This is a genomic window from Microbacterium schleiferi (assembly GCF_015565955.1).
GTDB lineage: Bacteria > Actinomycetota > Actinomycetes > Actinomycetales > Microbacteriaceae > Microbacterium > Microbacterium schleiferi_A.
This window is the reverse complement of record NZ_CP064760.1, coordinates 754,309-777,068: the sequence shown is the minus strand read 5'-3', so window position 1 is coordinate 777,068 and position 22,760 is coordinate 754,309. Positions and strand designations below refer to the sequence as shown.

At 68.6% G+C, this 22,760-nt stretch carries 18 protein-coding genes and 2 pseudogenes; 7 read left to right on the top strand and 13 right to left on the bottom strand.

Features of this window, described 5'->3' with window-relative positions; all coding sequences use genetic code 11:
- Positions 1-2: 2 nt before the first annotated feature.
- Entirely contained in the window at positions 3-470 is a 468-nt protein-coding gene (purE, locus tag IT882_RS03645) for a 5-(carboxyamino)imidazole ribonucleotide mutase (protein ID WP_195694068.1), read from the bottom strand.
- A 110-nt stretch (positions 471-580) separates the two neighbouring features.
- Here purE and IT882_RS03640 point away from each other — a divergent pair, with 110 nt between their 5' ends.
- Positions 581-1,423: a nitroreductase family protein gene (locus IT882_RS03640; RefSeq protein WP_229382283.1), complete on the top strand. Its 843-nt coding sequence runs from the start codon at positions 581-583 to the stop codon at positions 1,421-1,423.
- 28 nt (positions 1,424-1,451) lie between these two features.
- Here the strand turns inward: IT882_RS03640 and IT882_RS03635 are convergent, their stop codons facing one another.
- Genes IT882_RS03635 through IT882_RS03625 form a run of 3 tightly spaced genes read right to left on the bottom strand, consistent with a single transcriptional unit; the run spans position 1,452 to position 4,050 of the window.
- The gene (locus IT882_RS03635) at positions 1,452-2,711 is read right to left on the bottom strand and encodes a 5-(carboxyamino)imidazole ribonucleotide synthase (RefSeq protein ID WP_195694064.1); all 1,260 of its coding nucleotides are present in this window, start codon (positions 2,709-2,711) and stop codon (positions 1,452-1,454) included.
- A complete protein-coding gene (locus IT882_RS03630) occupies positions 2,665-3,240 on the bottom strand; it encodes a PH domain-containing protein (RefSeq protein ID WP_195693209.1) in 576 nt (191 codons plus the stop codon). Before IT882_RS03630 ends, IT882_RS03635 begins: the two co-directional genes overlap by 47 nt.
- Positions 3,241-3,258: 18 nt before the next feature.
- Positions 3,259-4,050, bottom strand: coding sequence for a biotin--[acetyl-CoA-carboxylase] ligase (locus IT882_RS03625; protein ID WP_195693208.1), 792 nt, complete (start codon positions 4,048-4,050; stop codon positions 3,259-3,261).
- A 257-nt stretch (positions 4,051-4,307) separates the two neighbouring features.
- Here IT882_RS03625 and IT882_RS03620 point away from each other — a divergent pair, with 257 nt between their 5' ends.
- Both IT882_RS03620 and IT882_RS03615 read left to right on the top strand, forming a co-directional pair.
- Complete coding sequence (locus IT882_RS03620; RefSeq protein WP_195693207.1) at positions 4,308-5,897, top strand: acyl-CoA carboxylase subunit beta; 1,590 nt, start codon at positions 4,308-4,310, stop codon at positions 5,895-5,897.
- Between the two features lie 6 nt (positions 5,898-5,903).
- Positions 5,904-6,143, top strand: coding sequence for an acyl-CoA carboxylase subunit epsilon (locus tag IT882_RS03615; protein ID WP_195693206.1), 240 nt, complete (start codon positions 5,904-5,906; stop codon positions 6,141-6,143).
- Between the two features lie 243 nt (positions 6,144-6,386).
- On the opposite strand, the gene IT882_RS03610 is transcribed toward IT882_RS03615, so the two are convergent.
- The 4 genes and pseudogenes from IT882_RS03610 to IT882_RS03595 form a co-directional block, all read right to left on the bottom strand.
- Positions 6,387-7,463, bottom strand: coding sequence for a hypothetical protein (locus IT882_RS03610; protein ID WP_195693205.1), 1,077 nt, complete (start codon positions 7,461-7,463; stop codon positions 6,387-6,389).
- Positions 7,460-8,719 (bottom strand): sensor histidine kinase, encoded by a 1,260-nt coding sequence (locus IT882_RS03605; protein WP_195693204.1) that lies wholly within the window; start codon positions 8,717-8,719, stop codon positions 7,460-7,462. Before IT882_RS03605 ends, IT882_RS03610 begins: the two co-directional genes overlap by 4 nt.
- Positions 8,716-9,389: pseudogene (locus IT882_RS03600) on the bottom strand (LuxR C-terminal-related transcriptional regulator). The gene IT882_RS03605 and the pseudogene IT882_RS03600 overlap by 4 nt, the downstream one beginning before the upstream one ends.
- A gap of 9 nt (positions 9,390-9,398) precedes the next feature.
- Complete coding sequence (locus IT882_RS03595) at positions 9,399-10,697, bottom strand: class I SAM-dependent RNA methyltransferase (RefSeq protein WP_195693203.1); 1,299 nt, start codon at positions 10,695-10,697, stop codon at positions 9,399-9,401.
- 35 nt (positions 10,698-10,732) lie between these two features.
- Here IT882_RS03595 and IT882_RS03590 point away from each other — a divergent pair, with 35 nt between their 5' ends.
- Positions 10,733-11,401, top strand: coding sequence for a Maf family protein (locus IT882_RS03590; protein ID WP_195693202.1), 669 nt, complete (start codon positions 10,733-10,735; stop codon positions 11,399-11,401).
- Positions 11,402-11,479: 78 nt separating this feature from the next.
- Positions 11,480-13,246, top strand: a complete 1,767-nt coding sequence (locus IT882_RS03585; RefSeq protein WP_195693201.1) for an acetyl/propionyl/methylcrotonyl-CoA carboxylase subunit alpha — start codon at positions 11,480-11,482, stop codon at positions 13,244-13,246.
- A gap of 126 nt (positions 13,247-13,372) precedes the next feature.
- Here IT882_RS03585 and IT882_RS03580 read toward each other — a convergent pair whose 3' ends face one another.
- Positions 13,373-14,821 carry an NAD(P)H-quinone dehydrogenase gene (locus IT882_RS03580; protein WP_195693200.1) on the bottom strand — a complete coding sequence of 483 codons (1,449 nt, stop codon included), beginning with the start codon at positions 14,819-14,821 and terminating at the stop codon, positions 13,373-13,375.
- Positions 14,822-14,883: 62 nt separating this feature from the next.
- On the opposite strand from IT882_RS03580, the gene IT882_RS03575 reads away from it, so the two are divergent.
- Together IT882_RS03575 and IT882_RS03570 are read left to right on the top strand one after the other, a co-directional pair.
- Complete coding sequence (locus IT882_RS03575; protein WP_195693199.1) at positions 14,884-15,717, top strand: purine-nucleoside phosphorylase; 834 nt, start codon at positions 14,884-14,886, stop codon at positions 15,715-15,717.
- Positions 15,717-17,380, top strand: a pseudogene (locus IT882_RS03570) (phospho-sugar mutase). Before IT882_RS03575 ends, IT882_RS03570 begins: the two are co-directional and overlap by 1 nt.
- A 297-nt stretch (positions 17,381-17,677) precedes the next feature.
- Here the strand turns inward: IT882_RS03570 and IT882_RS03565 are convergent.
- The 4 genes from IT882_RS03565 to ptsP form a co-directional block, all read right to left on the bottom strand.
- Positions 17,678-18,826, bottom strand: coding sequence for a mannitol-1-phosphate 5-dehydrogenase (locus IT882_RS03565; protein WP_195693198.1), 1,149 nt, complete (start codon positions 18,824-18,826; stop codon positions 17,678-17,680).
- A 13-nt stretch (positions 18,827-18,839) separates the two neighbouring features.
- Positions 18,840-19,277, bottom strand: a complete 438-nt coding sequence (locus IT882_RS03560; protein ID WP_195693197.1) for a PTS sugar transporter subunit IIA — start codon at positions 19,275-19,277, stop codon at positions 18,840-18,842.
- Positions 19,278-19,384: 107 nt separating this feature from the next.
- On the bottom strand, positions 19,385-21,073 hold the full coding sequence (locus IT882_RS03555; RefSeq protein WP_195693196.1) for a PTS mannitol transporter subunit IICB: 1,689 nt from the start codon (positions 21,071-21,073) through the stop codon (positions 19,385-19,387).
- Positions 21,070-22,758, bottom strand: a complete 1,689-nt coding sequence (gene ptsP / locus IT882_RS03550; RefSeq protein WP_195693195.1) for a phosphoenolpyruvate--protein phosphotransferase — start codon at positions 22,756-22,758, stop codon at positions 21,070-21,072. The genes IT882_RS03555 and ptsP overlap by 4 nt, the downstream gene beginning before the upstream one ends.
- Between the last annotated feature and the right edge of the window lie 2 nt (positions 22,759-22,760).

Below are 22,760 nucleotides of genomic sequence, written 5' to 3'. Positions count from 1 at the left end.
GCTCACAGCGCCTCCTTGAGCCGCCGGTTCTTCTCCTCGACGACGCCCTCGAGCTCGCGCGCGTAAGTTTCGATCGCGTCGGCGTGTGCGGGGTCGGCGATTCCCAGCATCCGCACCGCGAGCAGCCCCGCGTTGCGCGCACCGCCGATCGAGACCGTTCCGACCGGGATGCCGGCGGGCATCTGCACGATGCTCAGGAGCGAGTCCAGGCCGTCGAGGGTGGCCAGTGGCACGGGAACGCCGATCACCGGCAGCGCGGTGACCGAGGCGAGCATGCCGGGCAGATGCGCGGCTCCGCCGGCGCCGGCAATGATGACACGGATGCCGCGACCTCGCGCCTCGCGTCCGTAGGCGACGAGCTTGTCGGGCGTGCGGTGGGCCGAGACGACCTCGACCTCGTGGGGCACGCCGAAGTCGGTGAGCGCTTGCGACGCATCGCTCATGACGCGCCAGTCGGAATCCGACCCCATCACGACACCGACGAGCGGGGCGGGGGAACTGTGGAGCGCAGCGGTCACCGGACCAGGCTAGGGTGCATGGCTGGGGATTGCCCGGAACGGCACCCCCGAAGGGAGAATCCGTGACCGAGTCCACAGCTTCGAGCCCCGACATCGACGCTCTGCTGCACGCCCGCTACGGCGCCGCTGCTCCCGAGCTGACCGAACCGGGGCTGCGAGAGTCGACGACGCTCGCGGGGTTGCTGCGCCACCACACGGTGCGCAGTTTCACGGATGCACCCGTCACTGACGAGACCATCACCGCCCTGGTCACCGCTGCGCAATCGGCGGCGAGTTCGTCGAATCTGCAGCTGTGGAGCGTCGTCGAGGTGCGGGACGCTGCCACCCGGAGGGCGCTCGTCGACGAGGTCGGCACGAGCACCTTCGTCGCGGACGCCCCCGTCATCCTCCTGTTCGTGGCTGACTGGTCTCGGGCATCGGCGATTGCGGCAGCTCAGGGCGAGTCAGATGCCGCCGCCGACTACCTCGAGTCCACCCTGGTCGCCTTTGTCGACGCCGCCCTTGCCGCGCAAAATGCCGTGATCGCGGCTGAATCGTTCGGACTCGGCACCTGCTACCTGGGGTCGGTTCGCAACAACCCGGAGCGGGCCGCTGAGCTGATCGGCCTCCCCGACCGGGCCATGGTCGCCTTCGGCCTCGCCGTCGGATACCCCGATCCCGCCGACACCGCGGGGGTCAAGCCGCGCCTGGCACCCGGGGTCGTCCACTCCCGCGAACGGTACGCCCCGATCACGGATGCCGACGTCGCGACGTACGACACCGAGATCGCCGCATACCACGCGAGCCAAGGTCGCCCGACGGGATGGAGCAGAGCCGTCATCCGTCGCGTGCGGGATGCGGCGGGCTTGAACGGTCGCGACCGGATGCGCGCGTGGCTCACCGGCCGCGGACTGCCCTCGATCTAGGCATCCGGCGCAGCGTCGGGCTTTCGAATCAGTCCTGGAAGAACGCGGCAGCCGCGCGGGCGTCGTAAACGACGTCGTCGAGGTCTTCTCCGAAGGCCGTGACGTGCCCGACCTTGCGGCCGGGACGCGGCTCCTTGCCGTAGGTATGGATGCGGGCAGCCGGATGCTGCGCCATCGCCGGCGCGAACCGCTCCGACAGTCCTCCCGCGGCCGGGCCGCCGAGGATGTTGATCATCACCGACCACGGCGCGACGGGGGACGTGTCACCCAGCGGGAGGTCGAGGACGGCGCGCAGATGCTGCTCGAACTGGCCGGTCACGGCGCCGTCCTGGCTCCAGTGACCACTGTTGTGCGGACGCATGGCGAGCTCGTTGACGAGGATGCGGTCATCCGCCGTCTCGAACAGCTCGACTGCGAGCATCCCGGTGACGCCGAGTCCTTCCGCGATCCGTTCGCCCACCTCAGCTGCAGCCGCGGCAAGCCGAGCGCTGGCGCCGGGGGCGGGGGCGAGAACCTCGGCGCAGACACCGTCACGCTGGACGGTCTCGACGACGGGATAGGCGCGAACCGCGCCTGACGGGGTCCGCGCGACCTGCTGCGCAAGCTCGCGGGTGAAGTCGACGAGTTCTTCGACCAGCAGCGCGCCGCCACCGGCGTCCTCGGCGAGCGCCGTGAACCAGTCGGCCGCGCCGTCGGGGGTCGACACGACGCGCACGCCCTTGCCGTCGTATCCGCCGCGGGGCGTCTTGACGACAGCGCGACCGCCGTGGGCATCGAGGAAGGCGCCGAGCTCATCGGGACCGGTGACCGCCGCCCAGTCAGGCTGGGGCATCCCCATCTCCTGAAGCCGCGTGCGCATCAGCAGCTTGTCTTGCGCGTAGCGCAGCGCGTCGGGGCCGGGATGCACGGCGACGCCGGCATCCACCAACGCGCGCAAGACGTCCTGCGGGACGTGTTCGTGGTCGAACGTGACGACATCGACGTCCCGCGCGAAGGCCAGCACGGTGTCGGCGTCGCGGTAGTCGCCGACGGCGGTGGCAGCGAGCGCCGCAGCCATCCCCTTCTGCTCGGCGAGCACCCTGATCTCGAGTCCGAGCTCGACAGCCGGCGCGATCATCATCCGTGCCAGCTGTCCGCCGCCGATCACACCGACGCGATAGGTCATAGCAGTCCTCCGTTCGGGTCCATTCTGTCGCGAAGCGGTCCGGTCCCTCACCTCGGGCGAACGCGGGTCCGCTCGCTCAGGACTCCGGCGGCGCCTGGCCGTCCCGGTGAGCGAGGATCTGATTGACCTCGACCTGATCGATGAGCACCTCGTGCACGAGCGCGACCTGGGGGACCCGGGTGATCCGCATCGGCTCGTCAACGCCGTTGGAAAGAATGAGCGTCCCGCTGCCGGCCAGGCGCTGCAGCGGGCCACGGCGCATCTGCACGGAGTACCCGCGAACGTGCGCGAGCTCGCGTCGGCGAGTCACGAACAGGCCGCTGCGTTCGATGACGCGCCGCGTCGTGATCGTGTACACGTGCGCGCGCCACGCCAGAAAAGGCAGGAACACGAGCAGCAGGATGACGAGGGCCGCCGCGGTCAGCAGCATCCAGTTCTCGATCGGGGCCGGAAGGTTGTCGTAGAAGTACCCGGCGGCTGCAGCAACCGCGATCAGGACGATCGCCGACAGGAACAGCGCGGGGCGGCGGCCTCGAACCTTCGCGATCAGCAGTTCGGGTGTCGAAACGCCGGGCGCGGGAGCGAGCGGTCGCCCAGCAGAGGTCGGCGGCGGGGAGAACCCCGACGGACCTGTGCCTGGATGCAGCGACATACCCCCATTGTGGGGGTCTCAGCGGACATGGATGACGTCCCCCGCCGCGACCGCGACGGATTCGCCAGCTGCCGCGACGATGAGTCGCCCGGCGTCATCGAGCCCGGTCGCGCGGCCATCGAGCATGCGGTCATCCGGCAGCGTCACCCGGACCTCTCGCCCGACGGTTGCGCAGAGGCCGCGGACCTCGGCGAGGAGGCCGGCGAAATCCTCACCAGACGCTGCAACTGCCAGCATCCGGTCGAGCTCCCGGAGGTAGTCGGCCGCGAGCCGGTCGGGGTGAACGTCGGCTCCGGCGATTGCCAGCGACGTGGCAGTAGGCACGGGCAGCTGTTCCGGGGTCATCCGCGTATTGATGCCGGCGCCGATGACGATGGCGTCGGGCTCGCCCGGCAGCACCTGAGCCAGGATGCCGCACACCTTCGCGCCGTCGATCAAGACATCGTTCGGCCACTTCAGCGCCACACCCGAGCTCGCGTCCGGGGCGCCGGGCGCGAACTGACCGCGGATCGCGAGTGTCATGGCGGCGCCGGCGATAAGCGGCACCCACCCCCGCAGGTCGACGGGGATGTGCGGCACGCGGACGAGCACCGAGATCGCCAGGGCTGCCCCGGCGGGGGCTGTCCAGGTGCGATCCAGGCGTCCCCGGCCCGCCCGCTGGTCGTCGGTCAGCAGCACCGAGAGGTGGGGGTAGACATCCGACTGCTGGGCCGCGGCCGCCAGGAGGTCGGCGTTGGTGGATCCCGTGCGCGCCACGACATCCAGCCGCGCCGCCACAGCCACCGCCCGCGGAAACTCGCCTGTCTGCATCCGTTCACTGTAGAGCGGCCGGACCGCTGGCCGAGGAGGCGCCGATCGCCGAGGTCGGAGGAAGCCGCGGATCGCCAGGGTAGGAGAAGTCGCGGAGGTAGGCCGATTCGGCCGCCAACCGACCGACGCCGGTGGTTTCTCCTACCTCGGTGAGAGCGGCGGCGAGCACCGCAATGGCGGGAAGGCGATAACGGATGCGGCGGCGCGTTGTCGCTGGTCTCCAAGGGCTTCCCACGACACGCCGATAGTGTGGAGGCGTGACCGACGACATCGACCTGTTCACGACGGCCGGCAAGATCGCCGATCTGCGCACGCGCTACCAGGAGGCTGTCGTCTCCGCCGAGGAATCGGCGCGCGAGAAGCAGCACGCGAAGGGCAAGCTGACGGCCCGCGAGCGCATCGAGCTGCTCGTCGACCCCGGCAGCTTCACCGAACTGGACGAGTACGTGCGCCACCGCACTACCGCGTTCGGCATGGACAAGTCCCGCCCCTACGGCGACTCGGTCGTCACCGGCACCGGGACGATCCACGGTCGCACCGTGGCGGTGTACGCACAGGACTTCTCGACCTTCGGCGGCTCGCTCGGCGAGGTCGCCGGCGAGAAGATCATCAAGGTCATGGAGCTGGCCCTGCGGTGCGGGATGCCGATCATCGGCATCCTGGACTCCGGCGGCGCCCGCATCCAGGAGGGCGTCGTGGCCCTCGGCAAGTACGGCGAGATCTTCCGCCTGAACACCCGCGCCTCGGGCGTGATCCCACAGATCTCGATCATCATGGGCCCCGCCGCGGGCGGCGCCGTGTACTCCCCCGCCCTCACCGACTTCGTGATCATGGTCGACAAGACGAGCCAGATGTTCGTCACCGGCCCGGACGTCATCAAGACCGTCACCGGCGAGGACGTCGGAATGGAGGAGCTCGGCGGCGCCTACACCCACAACACCCGCTCGGGCGTCGCTCACTACCTCGCCGAAGACGAGGACGACGCGATCGACTACGTCCGGACCATGCTCGGGTTCCTGCCCGACAACAACCTGGCCGAGATCCCCGAGTACGAGAGCGCCTTCGAGTGGGAGACGACGGATGCCGACCGCACCCTGAACGCGATCATCCCCGACTCCCCCAACCAGCCCTACGACATCCACGATGTCATCGGCCACATCGTCGACGACGCGGACTTCCTCGAGGTGCAGCCACTGTTCGCCCCGAACATCGTCATCGGCTTCGGCCGCATCGAGGGCCGCACGGTCGGCATCATCGCGAACCAGCCCTCGCAGATGGCGGGGACGCTGAACATCGAGGCCGGCGAAAAGGCCAGCCGCTTCGTGCGTTTCTGCGATGCCTTCTCGGTGCCGATCGTGACGCTCGTCGACGTTCCCGGCTACCTTCCCGGTACTGACCAGGAGTGGACCGGGGTGATCCGACGCGGCGCCAAGCTGCTCTACGCCTACGCCGAAGCCACGGTGCCGCTCGTGACCGTGATCTTGCGCAAGGCCTACGGCGGCGCGTACATCGTGATGGGCTCCAAGCAGCTCGGCGCCGACGTTAACCTCGCGTGGCCGACGGCCGAGATCGCTGTCATGGGCGGCCAGGGTGCGGTGAACATCCTGTACCGCGGCGAGCTCAAGAAGGCCAGCGAGACCGGCGAGGATGTCGCCGCGGTGCGCACACGGCTGGCCAACGAGTACACCTACAACGTGGCCTCACCGTTCCTGGCCGCCGAGCGCGGTGAACTCGACGGCATCATCGAACCGGCTCAGACGCGTGTCGCGATCGCCAAGGCCCTCCGGTCGCTGCGCGGCAAGCGTGCCAGCCTGCCGCCGAAAAAGCACGGCAACATCCCCCTGTAGGCAGCGATGAGCAACCGAGACGAACCCGACCAGGAGCGCGACCCCGCCGTGCCGATCACCATCGTGCGCGGCGACGCAACGGCCGAAGAGCTTGCTGCCGTCGTCGCCGTCGTCTCCGAGCACTACGTCACCGAGCACGCTGAGGCGGTCGCTGACGAGCCGCGGCGCTCGGCGTGGGCTCTCTCGCAGCGCGCGCTGCGAGAGCCGCTACGGCGAGAGCTGGGCTGGAACCGTAGTCCCTGCTGACCCCGCGGACAAAATTGGCCTGGTCATCAAACAGGCCAATTTTGTCCCCCAAAGTACCTACAGACGAATCGTTGCGACTCGGCAAGACTGGAACAGCTGGAACGCAGTAGCGTTCGGCTGAACCGCCGTCACCTCTCGCGTGACGCGGCCCAGGTTCGGCCACGCGGCCGGTTTTCGGGTAACCGTCCGCACCGGTGGGGGGTGGAGCATCTATCCGCCCCCACCATCCTTTTGTGATGCGCATCAGGCCCGAACGTCGGGTTCCGCCGGGAATCGGGTGATCTCCGTCCAGAGGTCGACGGTGTCTTCATCGCTCAAGCCACGGCCGGCATCCGATCGACCGACGACCGTCACCGCCACGCTCTCGTGCGGCGAGGTCCGGATGTAGAGCCGGTCCGACTCCGCCGAGCGCAGAGCGGCCACCAGCCGGGCCCGGATGCTCGCGAGGCTCTCGGCGTCGATCCCATCGAGGCCCCCCTCATCAAGGACGGTAACTGTCGCGCCGCGGCGGCGCGCAGCCTCCAACTCGTGACGGACGGCGTCGTCGAGCAGACGAGCTCCTCGGAGCTCGTCGCGCAGACTCCCCTCGGCAAGTCGCGCCTCCACGCGTTCGTTCCGCGTCAACGCGCCACCCTGCGCAATAGTGCGGGCAAGCACGGGACCGGCGACCGACAGCGCCCGCTGGATCTGCACGCGCCGCTCCCGCTGACGCACGGTGTGGGCAGCCTGCCACGCGGATGCCGCCCGCTGCAGCTCCACGAGCTTGGCGGTGTCTTTGGCTGCACGATCGGTGAGCATGACCAGCAGTTGCGCCAAGCCCACCCAGAGGATCGAGCCGACAAGCCCCTTCTCGAGGGCATCGAGGATGCCGAGCCAGAACGACGAGATCGCGGCGAGCATGCCGATGCCCACCCAGGCGAAGACCGGGCGGCGTCGCACCATGACGATCGTCATCAAGACTCCGATACCGCCGAGATACCAGACGACGTAGGGCTCCTCGATCGCTTCGCTCGGCACGGCCAGCGACAGCGCGTTGGGAACGATCACTGTCGTCGCCAACGCCATGAGAGCAGCGGCAAGCGGCATCCGATCGGACGCGGTTCGTGGGGCAAAGCCAGGCGCCGCAGGTGTGACGTCGTCGTCGTCGGGGTCCCGGTTCCCCCACAGCAGCGCAACGCCCGTCGTCACCACATAGAGCGCGACGGCAGCCACGAGCACGAGGGGCTCGGTGAACGGACCCGTCCACCACAGGCCGCGGACGGCGAGGTAGGCAGTGAACGCGAGAGCCAGACCGATGAGCAGGCGACGAACGCTGATCATGAGCGCACCCCCTGCCAGGTCAGCCGAACGAGCGTCCCGTTCGAGTCGGATGTGATGTGGACGGTGCCCCCGACCGCGGCGACGCGGGCGATGATCGACCCGCGGATACCCAATCGGTCGTCCGGAACCATGTCGAGATCGAACCCGTCGCCGAGGTCTTGCACCTCGAGGTGCAGCCGCTGGGTGTCTGGCTCGTGGCGTGCAGTGACCGTGAGTCCGATCCCGCCGGCGTGCTCGATCGAGTTCGCGATGGCCTGCATCGCCGCGAGAATCAGCGCATTCGCGACCCGCCCCGGGAGTTCGGGCGCATCGTGCCCGTAGGAGCGTTCGACGACGAGATCGACGCCGAGCCCCCGCGCGCCACGTTCCACTTCTTCGACGAGCGTCGCGAAGCGTCGCGGGGCATCGCTGCCCAGGCCCGCGTCACTTTCCGCGTTGGCCAGGCGCGTCAGCGCCTCCTGCGCCATCGCCACGGCCAGCCCCTGCTCTCGCGGCGTCTGCGCACGCTCAGAGGCGATGAGGGCGGCGAGCACGCTGTCGTGCATCAGCGCTGCAACAGCGACCCGCTCGTTCTCTGCGGCTTCGGTGACCGCAGCAGCGGTGTACGTCTCCACCGCGCTGCGACGGGACTCATCCACGTTGTCGGCGATCGATCGGAACATCCACCCCAGAGTCACGAAGACCCCGCCGAGGATGACGGCGAACGACACATCCAGCAGGGTCGGCCACCAGAAGTCGACCGCGAAACCCGCCTGCGCCAAGCGGGTGATCCCGAACAGCACCGGCACGAACACCGTCCATGCCATCTGCCATACGAGGGGCAGGAACATGATGGATGACGCCGTGACGACGCTGACGAGGAACCAGGTCCAGGGCGGATCCGACGGGGGGATGTCCTGCCCCGCGACGACGAAGGGCCAGGCGATCAGGGTCGCGACGAAGATGGCGCAGAAGGTGATCGCCGCCGGTGCGATGCTGCGGCCGACGATATAGGTGACCAGCAGCGCGGCAAGCGAGCCGAAGTTGCCGACCATGAACGCGACATGCCACGCCTGAGGTTCTTGAACGGAGCCGAGTGCCGCGACGAATGCCTGAGCGCCGAGGGAGACCGACCCCACCGCCAGGACGATACTGATCATCCTCTCGATCCGTCGCCGGGTGAAGGAGCCGAGGCCCGCCGTCGGGTCGTGGGCAAGCGGAATCTGCGCCCACGCTGCCGCCAGCGCTCGCTCGCGGGGGTGAGTGGCGGCGCTCATCGGTGGTCCGATGCTCCGGCAGCGAACGCGTCAGCCGACACGAGGCCGTCCTCGAGGGCACGGCGCATGAGATCGAACTTCGTGGATGCCGACCTGCCGACCTCGACATACTTGAGCCGCACGCGACTGATGTTCTCTTTGGCCGTCGAGTACGCGATGCCCAGCCGCTCGGCGACGGCCTTCAGCGGCAGGCCGGCGGCATAGAGGCGGAGCACATCCCGCTCCCTCGCCGACAGCTGCGCATCGGCGAATTCTCGATCGCCCTCGACCGCGCTTGCCCATTCGACGTTGTGGAGCGGGTCACCGTTGGCCACAGCGTGAATCGCCGAGATCACATCATCGATCGGTGAGGCCTTGCTTACGACGCCGATGGCACCGGCGACGAGCGCTTCGCGCACTGCCGACGGTCGATCCGCGACGGAGTGCACCAGGATGCTGGAACCGTCGGCAATGAGCCGCCCAACGTTTTCTCGTACTGTCGTACCGTCGCCCAGGGTGAGATCGAGCACAACCACATCGACTGGCGGGGCGCTGGTCGCGCGCCGCCAGCGGACGTACTCGGTGACAGTGCTTCCCGAAAAAACAACCTCCGGGCCCCCGTCTGTCACACACGCCGCCTCTACCCCAAGCGAACGGACTCATGGTCATCGATCAGAGCCACCCGCGTCATGGGGTCACTCTACCGAGCAGCGTCCCGTCTGAGCAGAGCAACCGCCTCCATGTGATGGGAATGAGGAAACAGGTCGATTCCGCGGACGTGGTCGGCGCGATATCCGTGACCGGCGAAGCGCGCGAGGTCGCGCGCGAGAGCAACCGGATCGCACGCGACATAGACGATGGATGCCGGCGCGAGCGCTGCCAGATCATCCACCACCGCCGCGCCAGCCCCCGTGCGTGGCGGATCGAGCACGACAGTGCCGCGCGCAAGCCGCTCCCGATCGCGCTCGCTGATCGTCTGCCGCAGTGCGCGGGTCCATCGGTCCACCCGGGCGGTCTCCGCCCGCGCCCCGACCCACTCCGCGAGGTTCTCCCCGGCGTGCTCGGTGGCGCGATCGTTCCCCTCGACCGAGGTGATCCGCGCGGAGGGGCCCGCGAGCTCGCCGAGGACCGCGCCGAACAGTCCGACGCCACCGTAGAGGTCGAGGTGCCACCCATCCGGGTCGATGCCATCCGCGAGTTCCTCTGCCACGACGGCGGTGAGCGTGGATGCCGCGAGCCGGTGCACCTGCCAGAACCCGCCGGCGTCGACCCGGAACCGGCGGCTGCCGACGTGTTCGACGATGACATCGGCGCTTCGGCGGGGAGCGCTGCCCCGCCGGCCGCCCTCGGCTCGCCCGGGATGAGGGAGCACGCGAACGTGCCCGTCGGCGGGCTGGACGAGGTCGATCCGTCCGGGTGCGGGGCGGCCCAGCGTCGCGGCGGCTCGCTCGATCGCCGCCGTCGCCAGTGGCAGGTTCTCGGTCTGGATGACCCGATGGCTCCGCGCGGCAAACGCACCGACGCGGCCATCGTCATCGACGTGCAGCGAGACGCGGGTCCGCCACCGCGTGCCGTCGGGCTGCTCGGTGACGATGTGGTTGCCGACGGATGCCGCGCGCGGCCCCTCGAACTCCACCGGAATATCCAACCCGCCGGTCCGCTGCAGAGCCGTCGCGAGGATGTGGCACTTGAGGTCTCGCTGATGGGCGAGCTCGATGTGACCGAACTCCGCGCCGCCGGGCCGGTCCGCCGGATCGCGGTCGATGTCGGCCTCGGGCCAGATGTGGCGCTGACGATGGGGTGATGCGTCAGTGACCTCGAGGGTCTCGGCCCGCCAGAACGAGGTCTTTGAGACATCCGTGAGCCGGGCTCGCACCCGTTCGCCCGGGATGGCGTCGCCCGTGAACACCACTCGGCCATCGAGCCTGCCGACGACGACGCCGCCGTGAGCGGCATCCGTGATCTCGAGGTCGACGATCTGTCCTACTTCGCCGCTCATGCATCGAGGATCTCACGGGCCGCTACCGTGGAACGATGCGCGTCCTGCTGGCATCCACCTCCCCCGCCCGGCGCGCGCTGCTGCGCCAGGCGGGTATCGACCCGCTCACGATGGCTCCCGAGGTCGATGAGGATGCCGTCATCCACGCCGTCGAATCCGCCGAAGGCCGCACGCTGCCGCCCGACGAACACGTCCTCCTGCTGGCCCGGCGCAAGGCGCTGGACGTCGTAGCCCGGCTCGCGCTGGACGACCCCGAATTCGACGGGCTCGTCATCGGCGGTGATTCGATGTTCGAGCTTGACGGGCAGGTCCTCGGCAAGCCCCACGAGCCGTCCGTCGCAACGCAGCGCTGGCACGCGATGCGTGGACGCACCGGCACCCTGCACTCCGGACACAGCGTCTACCGCGTCGTCCCGAGTCAGGCTCCGGTTGAAGCGCACGCCGTCGCGCATGCGTCAGTGACCTTCGTCGACGACATCACGGATACCGAGATCTCGCGCTACGTCGACACCGGCGAACCACTCGCCGTGGCGGGGGCCTTCACGATCGACAGCCTCGGCGGCCCGTTCATTTCCCGTGTCGAGGGCGACCCGTCCACGGTGGTCGGAATGTCCCTGTCGACGCTCCGGAAGCTGGCTCGAGAACTCGGGGTCGTGTGGACCGACCTGTGGAACCGCTCTGAAGATTCCTCCGAACACCCGTAGACGTCGCTGCACGTTCATCGGGGTTTCTTGTCGAAACAATCCAATTTCGCACCCTGGGGCCTCGGTAGGCTGACATCCATGCCTCATATCGCCAAGGTCCTGGTTGCGAACCGCGGCGAGATCGCCGTCCGCATCATCCGTGCAGCACGGGATGCCGGCAAGGGCTCGGTGGCGGTGTACGCCGACCAGGATCGCGATGCACTCCACGCCCGCCTCGCCGACGAGGCATATGCGCTGGACGGCTCCACGAGCGCCGAGACCTATCTGTCGATCGAGAAGATCCTGTCGATCGCCCGGCGGTCGGGTGCCGATGCCGTTCACCCCGGATACGGCTTCCTCGCGGAGAACGCCGACTTCGCCCGGGCCGTGATCGCCGCCGGGCTCACCTGGATCGGTCCCTCTCCGGAGGCGATCGAAGCTCTCGGCGACAAAGTCACGGCTCGTCACGTTGCCGAGAAGGTCGGCGCCCCGCTCGCTCCCGGCACGCCCGGGCCTGTGGCCGGCGCCGACGAGGTCCTCGCGTTCGTCGACACCCACGGCCTGCCGATCGCGATCAAGGCCGCCTACGGCGGCGGCGGTCGCGGCCTGAAGGTCGCCCGCGCGCGCGAGGAGGTCGCTGAGCTCTTCGAGTCCGCGACCCGGGAGGCGATCACGGCATTCGGCCGCGGCGAGTGCTTCGTCGAGAAATACCTGGACCGGCCCCGACACGTCGAGACACAGTGCCTGGCGGATGCCGAGGGCACCGTTGTTGTCATCTCCACCCGCGACTGCTCGCTGCAGCGGCGCCACCAGAAGCTCGTCGAAGAGGCACCGGCCCCGTTCCTCAGCGACGAGCAGCACCGCATTCTCGTCGAGTCCTCCAAGGCGATCCTCCGCGAGGTCGGCTACCTCGGTGCCGGTACCTGCGAGTTCCTCATCGGCGCCGACGGCACGATCTCGTTCCTCGAGGTCAACACCCGCCTCCAGGTCGAGCATCCGGTCTCCGAAGAGGTCACCGGTATCGATCTCGTCCGTGAGCAGTTCCGCCTGGCCGAGGGAGAACCGCTCGGCTACGACGACCCGGAACCGGTGGGTCACTCGATCGAATTCCGCATCAACGGCGAAGACCCGGGCCGGAACTTCCTGCCCCAGCCCGGAGACATCCATGTCTTCAAAACCTTCGGGGGTCCCGGCATCCGTCTGGATTCGGGAGTGACCGCCGGCGACACCGTCGGCGGAGCCTTCGACTCCCTGCTCGCCAAGATCATCGTGACCGGTCGCGATCGCGCCGAGGCGCTGGATCGTGCGCGGCGGGCGCTCGACGAGTTCGAGGTGGCGGGGCTGCCGACCGTCCTACCGTTCCACCGGAAGGTCGTGCGTGACCCCGCCTTCACGGCCGAGAACGGCGAGTTCGGGGTCTATACGAGCTGGATCGAGACCGCGTTCGACAACGACATCCCGGCGTGGGACGGCGAGATCGGCGCACCCCGTCCGGAGGAATCCCGACACACCGTGGTCGTCGAGGTCGCCGGCAAGCGCCTCGAGGTGAGCCTGCCGGACCGCGTCGTGACCGCCCCCGCCGGACGCGGGCGTCCCGCGGTTGTGCCGCCGTCGCGCCGCTCCCACACGAGCAGCGGAGTGTCGGGCGCCTCGGGCAATGCCGTGATGGCGCCGATGCAGGCGACGGTCGTCAAGATCGCGGTCGAGGACGGGCAACAGGTCGTCAAGGGCGACCTCGTGCTTGTTCTCGAGGCCATGAAGATGGAGCAGCCGATTCAGGCGCACAAGGATGGCGTCGTCGGCGCGATCAACGCGACGCCCGGCGCGACGGTGTCGGCGGGGCACCCGCTGCTCACGATCTCCTGAGCCCCGGGCCCGAGGCCCAGCCGCGACGCGTGTCAGGTAGCCCAGCCGCGACGCGTGTCAGGTAGCTCTGCCGCGACGCGTGTCAGGTAGCTCTGCGGCGACGCGTGTCGGGTCGCGGGGCCGGGACTATTCTTCGGGCTCGTCGCGGTCGACGATGTGCATTGCTCGGGCGGCATCCGTGATCGTGCCTGCCAGCGACGGGTAGACGGCGAAGACGCGCGAGACCTGGTCGACCGTCAGGCGACGCTCGACGGCGATGGCGATCGGGTAGATGAGCTCGGAAGCGCGGGGTCCGACGATGACACCACCGACAACCGTGCCGGTGCCGTCTCGGGCGATGAGCTTGACGAAACCGTCGGAGATGCCCATCATCTTGGCCCGCGGGTTCGAGGAGAGCGGCAGCTTATGGACGACACCACCGAGGTGCCCCGCGGCGATGTCCTCTTCACCCCAGCCGACTGTCGCGATCTCGGGCGCCGTGAAGATGTTCGCGGTGATGCGACGCTTCTCGAGGGGGATGACGACGTCCCCGAAGGCATGGAACACGGCGGTGCGTCCCTGCATCGCCGCGACCGACGCGAGCGGAAAGAAGTTCGTGCAGTCGCCGGCCGCGTAGATGTTCGGAACCGACGTTCGGGCGACGCGGTTCACACGGATGTGGCCGCTCTGGGTGAGCTGCACACCAGCCTGTTCGAGGCCGATGCCCGCGGTGTTCGGGATCGATCCGACCGCCATGAGGCAGTGGCTTCCCTCGACGCGGGTGCCGTCTGAGAGCGTCACGACCACACCGTCGCCCTCCCGGACCACGGATTTTGCCCGGGACTTGGGAAGAAGCGTCATCCCGCCGCGCAGGAAGACGCTCTCGATGACGGCCGCGGCATCCTTGTCCTCACCGGGGAGCACCTGATCACGGCTGGAGATGAGCGTGACCTTCGAGCCGAGGTTCATGTACGCCGAGGCGAACTCGGCGCCGGTCACACCCGAACCGACGACGATGAGGTGCTCGGGCAGCGTCTTCATGTCGTAGAGCTGGGTCCAGGTCAGGATGCGTTCCCCGTCGGGCTTGGCGCTGGAAAGCTCGCGCGGCGAAGCACCCACCGACACCACCAGGGTGTCAGCCTCGATGCGGTCGAAGTCCGTACCACCGGGGCCCGTGGAAACCACCACGGCGTTGTCGTCCTCGATGCGACCATGCCCCTCGAGAATCGTGACACCCGCCTGTAGGAGGGACCCCCGCATGTCCTCGGACTGCTGGCGAGCCAAGGCGAGCACGCGCTTGTTCACCTGTGCGAGGTTGATCGCGATCTCGGGTTTCAGCGGACGCCCGTCACCGCCCTTTGCGAACAACTGGACCCCGAGCTCCCCCGCATCGGCGATCGCAACGGCGGCATCGGCTGTGGCGATGAGCGTCTTCGACGGCACGACGTCGGTGATGACCGCGGATCCGCCAACGCCGGCACGCTCGACGAGCGTGACATCCGCGCCCAACTGAGCCGCCGCGAGCGCCGCCTCGTACCCGCCGGGGCCTCCGCCGATGATCGCGACGGATTGGGTGCGCTCGAAGCTCAAAGACATGCGTCCATTGTTTCAGGAAGCCCCCGTTGTTCACGCCAGCGCCGGGTTCCTAGAGTGGGAACATGTCAGATACCTTGGGCAACCCCCTCGATGACCCCCACGCCGACCCCTTCGAGATCGCTCGCACCGCGGCGGCAGACATCGCCCGCCTGACCGGCGTCGAGCATCACGACATCGCGTTGACCCTCGGCAGCGGATGGGGCAAGGCCGCCGACCTCATCGGTGAGACCGTAGCGACGATTCCGGCGACCGACGTCACGGGCTTCAGCAAGCCGGCGCTGGAAGGACACGTGGGGTCGCTGCGCAGCATCCGCACCCCGAAGGGTCGCCATGTTCTCGTCATCGGGGCGCGGACGCACTACTACGAGGGCCACGGGCCGCGCCGCGTGGTGCACAGCGTGCGCACGGCGGCCGCGACCGGGGCGAGGACGATGGTGCTCACGAACGGCGCTGGCGGCATCAAGCCGTCGTGGAAGCCCGGGCAGCCCGTGCTCATCAGCGATCACATCAACCTCACCGGCGCCTCACCGCTGGAGGGGGCGACATTCATCGACTTGACCGATCTGTACTCGCTGCGGCTGCGGGATGTCGCACGGATGGTGGATCCCACCCTCGACGAGGGTGTCTACTGCCAGTTCCGCGGACCTCAGTACGAGACACCCGCCGAAGTGCGGATGGCCAAGACCATCGGCGGCCACATCGTCGGGATGTCCACGGCCCTCGAGGCGATCGCCGCCCGCCAGGCCGGCATGGAGATCCTCGGCTTCTCGCTCATCACGAACATGGCAGCCGGTATCCAGACCACACCCCTGAGCCACCAGGAGGTCATCGACGCGGGCAAAGAAGCTGAGCCGGTGATCTCGGCACTGCTGGCGCGCGTCATCGGCGAGCTGTGATGGGCGTGATCGATACCGCGCGGGCCTGGCTTGAGCAGGACCCCGACCCCGTCACCCGGGCAGAGCTCGCGGCGCTCCTCCAGACCGCGGATGCCGGTGACGGCGCCGCGATCGGCGAGCTCGAGGACCGTTTCGGCGCACGGCTCGCGTTCGGCACCGCGGGGCTTCGCGGGGCGCTGGGTGCCGGGTCCAACCGCATGAACCGCGTCCTCGTGACACAGGCTGCAGCAGGGCTTGCGGCCTACCTGCGCGAGCGAGCGGGCACGGGCGCCACCCCCCGCGTCGTGATCGGATATGACGGTCGCCGCAACTCCGATGTCTTCGCCCGGGACTCCGCCGAGATCTTCGCGGGGGCAGGGTTCGAGGCGGTGCTGCTGCCGAGGCTGCTCCCGACTCCCGTGCTCGCGTTTGCCGTTCGCCACCTGGATGCCGCGGCCGGGGTTATGGTCACGGCATCCCACAATCCGCCCGATGACAACGGCTACAAGGTGTATCTGGGCGGCCCAGACGCCGGATCGCAGATCGTCTCCCCCGCGGATGCCGAGATCGCTGCACACATCGACGTCGTGGCCGCGGGCGACATCCGCGATCTGCCCCGCACCTCCGCGTACGAGATCGCACCGGAGTCGGTGATCGATGCCTACGTCCAGGCAACAGCGGCGGTGGCCCCCGCGGGAGCCGGCGCGAACGGCATGCGGTGGGTCTACACCGCGATGCACGGCGTCGGGTGGGAGACGCTCTCGCGCATCCTCGATGCGGCTGGGTACCCGGCACCGACCCCCGTCGCCGCACAGATCGAGCCCGACGGGCGGTTCCCGACCGTGTCATTCCCGAATCCCGAGGAACCCGGGGCGATGGACCTCGCCTTCGAGACCGCCCGAGAGGCCGGGGCAGAGTTCATCCTCGCCAACGACCCGGATGCCGACCGCCTCGCCGTCGCAGTTCCCGATCCGTCTGCGCCGGACGGATGGCGCCGCCTGACCGGTAACCAGATCGGTCTGCTGCTCGGGTGGCGGGCCGCGCGCTCGGCTGATGCGGCATCCGGTGCGACCCTTGCCTGCTCGCTCGTGTCCTCGCCCGGCCTCGCCGCTGTCGCCGAGCACTACGGCCTCGGCTTTACCGCCACCCTCACCGGCTTCAAATGGATCTCCCGCGCGCCGGGCATGGTCTACGGATTCGAGGAGGCGCTCGGATACCTCGTCAACCCCGAGACCGTTCGCGACAAGGACGGGATCTCCGCCGCCATTGCGATGCTCGGCATGATCTCGGGGGCTCGGGCATCCGGGCGGACGGTCGCGGATCTGTTGACCGAGTTCGACGAGACGTTCGGGGCGTTCGCCAGCGATCAGATCTCGCTGCGGGTGACCGACCTGTCGCTCATCGGCACCATGATGGCGGCGCTGCGGGCAGCTCCCCGACGGTGGTGGGCGGTGTCGCCGTGTTGCGGATCGATGACCTGCTCGACGGCGTCGACGGCCTGCCTCCCGGCGATGTACTGCGGTTGTGGCTGGAGGACGGGTCGAGAATCATCATCCGTCCCAGCGGCACCGAGCCCAAGCTCAAGGTGTATCTGGATGTCCGGGCCGACACAGCGGCGGAGGCCACCACGCAACTCGCGACCCTCACCGCCGGCGCCCGCGACCTGCTCGCCGCCGTCAGCTGACCGGCCAGACCGGCGCGACGCCGCCGTGGCGCCCGTGGCTAACTCCTCAAATCCGGGGCCGGATGGCGGCATCAGGGACGCCAACACGCGGCATCGGGGCGAAAGCGAGGAGTTAGCCGCGGGTTAGAGCTGGCGCTGGCCCGCACTCACCGCCAAGCCGCCGCGGGGAGTCAGCTGCCCCGTCGCCGCCACGTCATCGGGATCACCCGTGGCTAACTCCTCAAATCCTGGTCCGCGGGGGCTACCGACGACCGCGGGATGCCCCGGCCGGCGCGAGTTTGAGGAGTTAGCCGCGGGCTAGAGCCTGCGCTGGCGGGCGTGCACGACCTCGACGAGATCGACGAACAGCGGATGCTCGGGTCCGAGCCCGGTGATGCGGGTGACGGCGGCCGAGGCATCCGTCTCCCGAAGCAGTTGCTGCAGCTCCTGGGACTGCGGGTCGTCGGGGTCGTCGAACTCCAGCGCGGCGCCGACCGCCGCGAGCAGACCCGACACTGACATCCCCCGCTCCGCCGCCTCGGTGGCTGGTCCGATGAACCGCTCGTGGCGGGAGAGCTTGCGCAGGGGCTGGCGCCCCACCCTGCCGACGGTGTCGGGCAGCGCCGGGTTCTGGAACCGCCGCAGGATCGTCGCCCGATAGTCCGCGAGCTCGTCGACAGGCAGTTCGTGCTTAGCCGTCAGAAGCGCCGAGGTCTCTTCGAGCGCGGCGATCACCTGGCCCGCGATCGCCGGATCGGCCAAGGTTTGCGCGATCGTCACGTGCCCGGCTCGCGCACCCAAGTACGCGGCGGCAGCGTGTCCGGTGTTGACGGTGAAGAGCTTGCGCTCGATATAGGGGGCGAGGTCGTCGACGAAGTGCGCCCCGGGAATCTGCGGCGGGTTATCGCCGAAGGGCGGACGCTCGATAGCCCACTCGAAGAACGGCTCAACGGTCACGTCGACACCACCGCCATCGGGCTGCGCCGGCACGATGCGGTCGACGGCGGTATTCGCGAACACAGCCCGGCTCTGCAGGTCGGCCCAGCCCTCACCCGCCGCTGCGGCGACCTCGTCGCGCAGCAGATCGGTCGCGTTGATGGCGTTCTCGCACGCCATCACCTGCAGTGCTGGCCGGGATGTTTCCCGGGCGGCGAGACCCGCAGCGATGTGCGGAGCAACGAACCGCAATACCGTGGGCCCGACGGCCGTCGTGACCACATCGGCGGTTGCGATCTCGGCGACAAGCGCATCCGGCTCGGTCGCCGAGTTGATGGCCCGGAACCCGGTCACCGTCTTGTCGATGCCGCCCTCGCCGACCTCGTGAACGGTGTACGAGGATGCCGCATTGATGGCATCAACCAGGGGCGCCGCGACATCCGAGAAGACGAGCTCGTAGCCGCCCTCGTGAAGCAGAAGCCCGACGAAGCCGCGGCCGATGTTGCCCGCACCGAAGTGGACGGCCTTCATGACGGTCCCTTCCTCAGACGCCGGCGGCGGAGACGAGCGCGAACAGATCGTCGGATGTTGCCGCAGCCTTCAGCCGTGCGACGTCGTCCTCGTCCGAGAAGAGGATCGCGATCTGCGACAGGATCTCGAGGTGTTCGTCGCCGACACCGGCAATGCTCACGACGAAGGTCACCGTCTCGCCGTCCCAGTCGATACCGCCGTCGTAGCGGACCACGGACAGCGCGGAGGCGAGGATCGCGTCTTTGGCGTCGTTCGTCCCGTGCGGGATCGCGAGTTCGTTGCCCATGTAGGTCGACACGGTCTGCTCGCGGGCGAGCATTGCGTCGTAGTACGCCGAGGTCACCGCTCCGGCGGCGATCAGCAGGTCGGCCGCCTCGCGGATCGCTTCGTCGCGCGTGGCCGACCCGGCGTGGATGCGCACCCGATCGCTTGTGAGAACGTCACTGGTCATGATGATTACCTTTCTCCCCGCTTCGTTCCGCCGCGATGCCGACGAGGCACCGAGACAGCAGATGAGGGGTGCGGGGCGGTGTGCGCCGCCCCGCACCGTCTCATCGGTTATGCACCATCCTGGTGCTGGTCGCGCACGAGCTCCACAACCTCGTCGTACTTCGGCGAGTTCATGAAGTTGTCGACGGAAACGTGCACGGCATCCGGTGTCTTCTGCCGAGCCCGGTCGGTGAGCTGGTTCTGCGTGATGACCAGATCTGCCGAGGCATCCAGGTTCGCGATCGCCTTATTGGTGACCGTGACGCCCGTGACCCCCGCCTTGGTGATCTTGTTACGCAGCACGCTGGCGCCCATCGCAGACGATCCCATGCCCGCATCGCAGGCGAACACGATGGTCGAGATCTGCTTGGTCTCGAGCCGTCCGCCGCTGGCAAGACCGCCCGTTGCCCGCGCGGTCTCCGCCTCGTCGTACGCCTCTTCAGCGTCGTACTCGGCGCGTGCGTCGTTTCCGGCGCTGGCTCGGAGGCCGGCGAGAGCCGCCGACTCCTTGCCCTTGTTGGCCTCGGTCTGGGCGATGGCAGCGCTGAGGTCTCCACCGAGCCCGGCCTCGAGGTCGCGCTTGCGGCTTGCCCGAAGCATGATCCCTGCCAGCAGGAAGGTGACCGTCGCGGCGAGGATGACCGACAGATAAACCACCAAGAGGTTGCCGATTCCGGGGCCGAGGGCCGCGAACGTCACCGCGATAATGCTTCCCGGAGCAGCGGGGAACGCGAGGCCACCTCCGAGGAGCATGTTCGTAGCGACTCCGGTCGCGCCACCGGCGATGAGCGCGAGGATCGTGATCGGCTTGGACAGTGCGTACGGGAAGTAGATCTCGTGGATACCACCGAAGAACTGGATGATGATCGCGCCAGGGGCCGAGGCCTTTGCCGCACCTACGCCGAAGAACGTGAAGGCCAGAAGCAGCCCCACACCCGGTCCGGGGTTGGCCTCAATGAGGAAGAGGATCGACTTTCCGGTCTCGGCTGCTTGCTCGATACCCAGCGGCGTGAAGACACCGTGGTTGATGGCGTTGTTCAGGAACAGCACCTTCGCCGGTTCAACGATGATCGACACGAGCGGCAGCAGGTTCACCGAAACGAGCCAGCCCACCGCACCACCGAGGACGGCGCTGACGCCGAGCATGACGGGGCCGAACACGAAGAAGCCGACGATCGCGAGAACCATACCGAGGATGCCTGCGGAGAAGTTGTTGACCAGCATCTCGAAGCCGGGCTTGATCTTGCCGTCCCACAGCCGGTCCATCCATTTCGTCATGAGAGCCGCGAAGGGACCCATGATCATCGCGCCGAGGAACATCGGGATGTTCGTGCCAACGATCACGCCCATCGTTGCGATCGTGGCGACGACTCCACCACGCTCGCCGTAGACCATCCGGCCGCCGGTGTTGGCGATGAGCAGAGGAAGGAGGTACACGATCATCGGCCCGACGAGGCCGACATACGAGAAGAAGTTTCCGTCAGCACCCTCCGAGAGCTGCACCATCGCGCCCTGCCAGCCGATGACCGCTTCATCGCCGCCCGAGCCGATGATGTCCGAAACCGGATACCAGTGCCAACCGAACGGACTGTCGGGGCCGAAGAAGCCCGACGGAATGAAGAGCATCGTGATGAAGCCCCAGGCGATGAATGCCGCGATGTTCGGCATGATCATGCCGGAGAGGAAGGTGCCGAATCGCTGGACGGCGACGCGTGCCCGCCCAGGATCCTTCGCCACTCCAGGCGACGTCGTTGTCATTGCATTCTCTCTTTCTGTGAGACGGAGGCTGCGTGTGCCGCCTCCCGTGCGGTTGCCGCATCCGTTGCGGCCAGTGCGGCCTCGGCGACCCGCTGGGCGTCGTCGAGGGAGTAGGTGAGCAGGGTCGCGCGCACATCGGCGAGTGCCGTCGGTGCCATGGACAGCGAAGTAGCTCCGAGTCCGACGAGCACGACGGCCAGCAGCGGATCGGCCGCGGCCTCACCGCAGATCCCGACGGGCTTGCCGGTTTTCGCGCCGGCAGCGCCGACGTCGCGGATAAGCCGCAACACCGCCGGATGCCACGGGTCTTGGTATCCCGCTACCGAGCCGAGCAGCCTGTCGGCAGCGAGCGTGTACTGCGTCAGATCGTTCGTACCGATCGAGGCGAAGTCCGCGTGCGCGAAGATCTGCTCGGCCATGAGCGCGGACGAGGGCACCTCGACCATGACCCCGGCGGTCCGGATGCCGTACTCCCGCGCGATCGCGGTGAAGTACTCGGCTTCGTCCACGGTGGAGACCATGGGGGCCATGACCCACAGGTCCGCCCCGGAACCGGCCTTGCGCGTCTGCGCGTCGGCTTCGGCGAGCGCAGTGAGCTGCTCTCGCAGGATGTCCTCGCTGGCTCGGAGCGCGCGAAGACCCCGAAGGCCTAGCGCCGGGTTCTCTTCGTGAGCGTCGTTGAGGAACGGCAGGGGTTTGTCGGCTCCGGCATCCAGGACCCGGACGACCACCTTCTTGCCCGCGAACGCGGCAAGAAGCTCGGCGTAGGAGGCACGCTGCTGCTCGACCGTGGGGGCGGAGCTGGCGGAGAGGAACAGGAACTCGGTGCGGAACAGACCGACGCCTTCGGCCCCGAGAGCCACGGCCTCGGCTGCTCCCGCGGGATTCCCGAGGTTCGCCAGGAGCGGCACCGCGGTGCCGTCGGCGAGCGCTCCGTCGGTGATCGGGGCGTCTGCAGCGGCGGCCCGCGCGTTCGCGCGGTTCTTCGCCCGTGTCAGCTCGTCGTCGGTGGGCTCCGTGGTGACGGCGCCGGCAGCGGCATCCACAATCACCGTCTCACCGTCGGCGAGTCCGGCGGCTCCCGCCGACCCCACGACCGCGACGATGCCCTTCTCCCGCGCGAGGATCGCGGTGTGTGAGGTGGGGCCGCCCTCGGTCGTGACAAGGGCGAGCACCTGATCGAGGTCCAGAAGCGCGGTGTCGGCGGGGGCGAGATCCTTCGCGACGAGCACGAACGGATGCCCCGGTTCCGGGACCCCCGGAGCCGGAACGCCCTGCAACCGAGCGATGACACGCTGTGCGACATCGTCGAGGTCGGCGGCGCGCTCACCGAGGTAGCCGCCGACGGCCTCGAGTTGAGCCCGGAAGGACGCGAACGCTTCGTGTACGGCGCGCTCGGCGGTCTTACCCTGCGCGAGCGACGCGTCGACCTCGTCGGTGAGCGTGGGATCCTCGGCCATCATGGCCTGCGCCTCGAGAACCTCCTGCGCGGCGCCTCCCGCCTGAGCGCCCCGCTGCTCAAGCTCGCGCGCGACAGCCTCCAAGGCCTCCTGGACGCGGGCGCGCTCCTGCTCACCCCCGAGCGCGCTCGGGGTGTCTTCGGGGGCAGGAAGCGGCGCCGCCATCCGAGCGACAGGACCATGGGCGACACCCAGGCCGATACCGACTCCTCGCAATTGCGCCATGA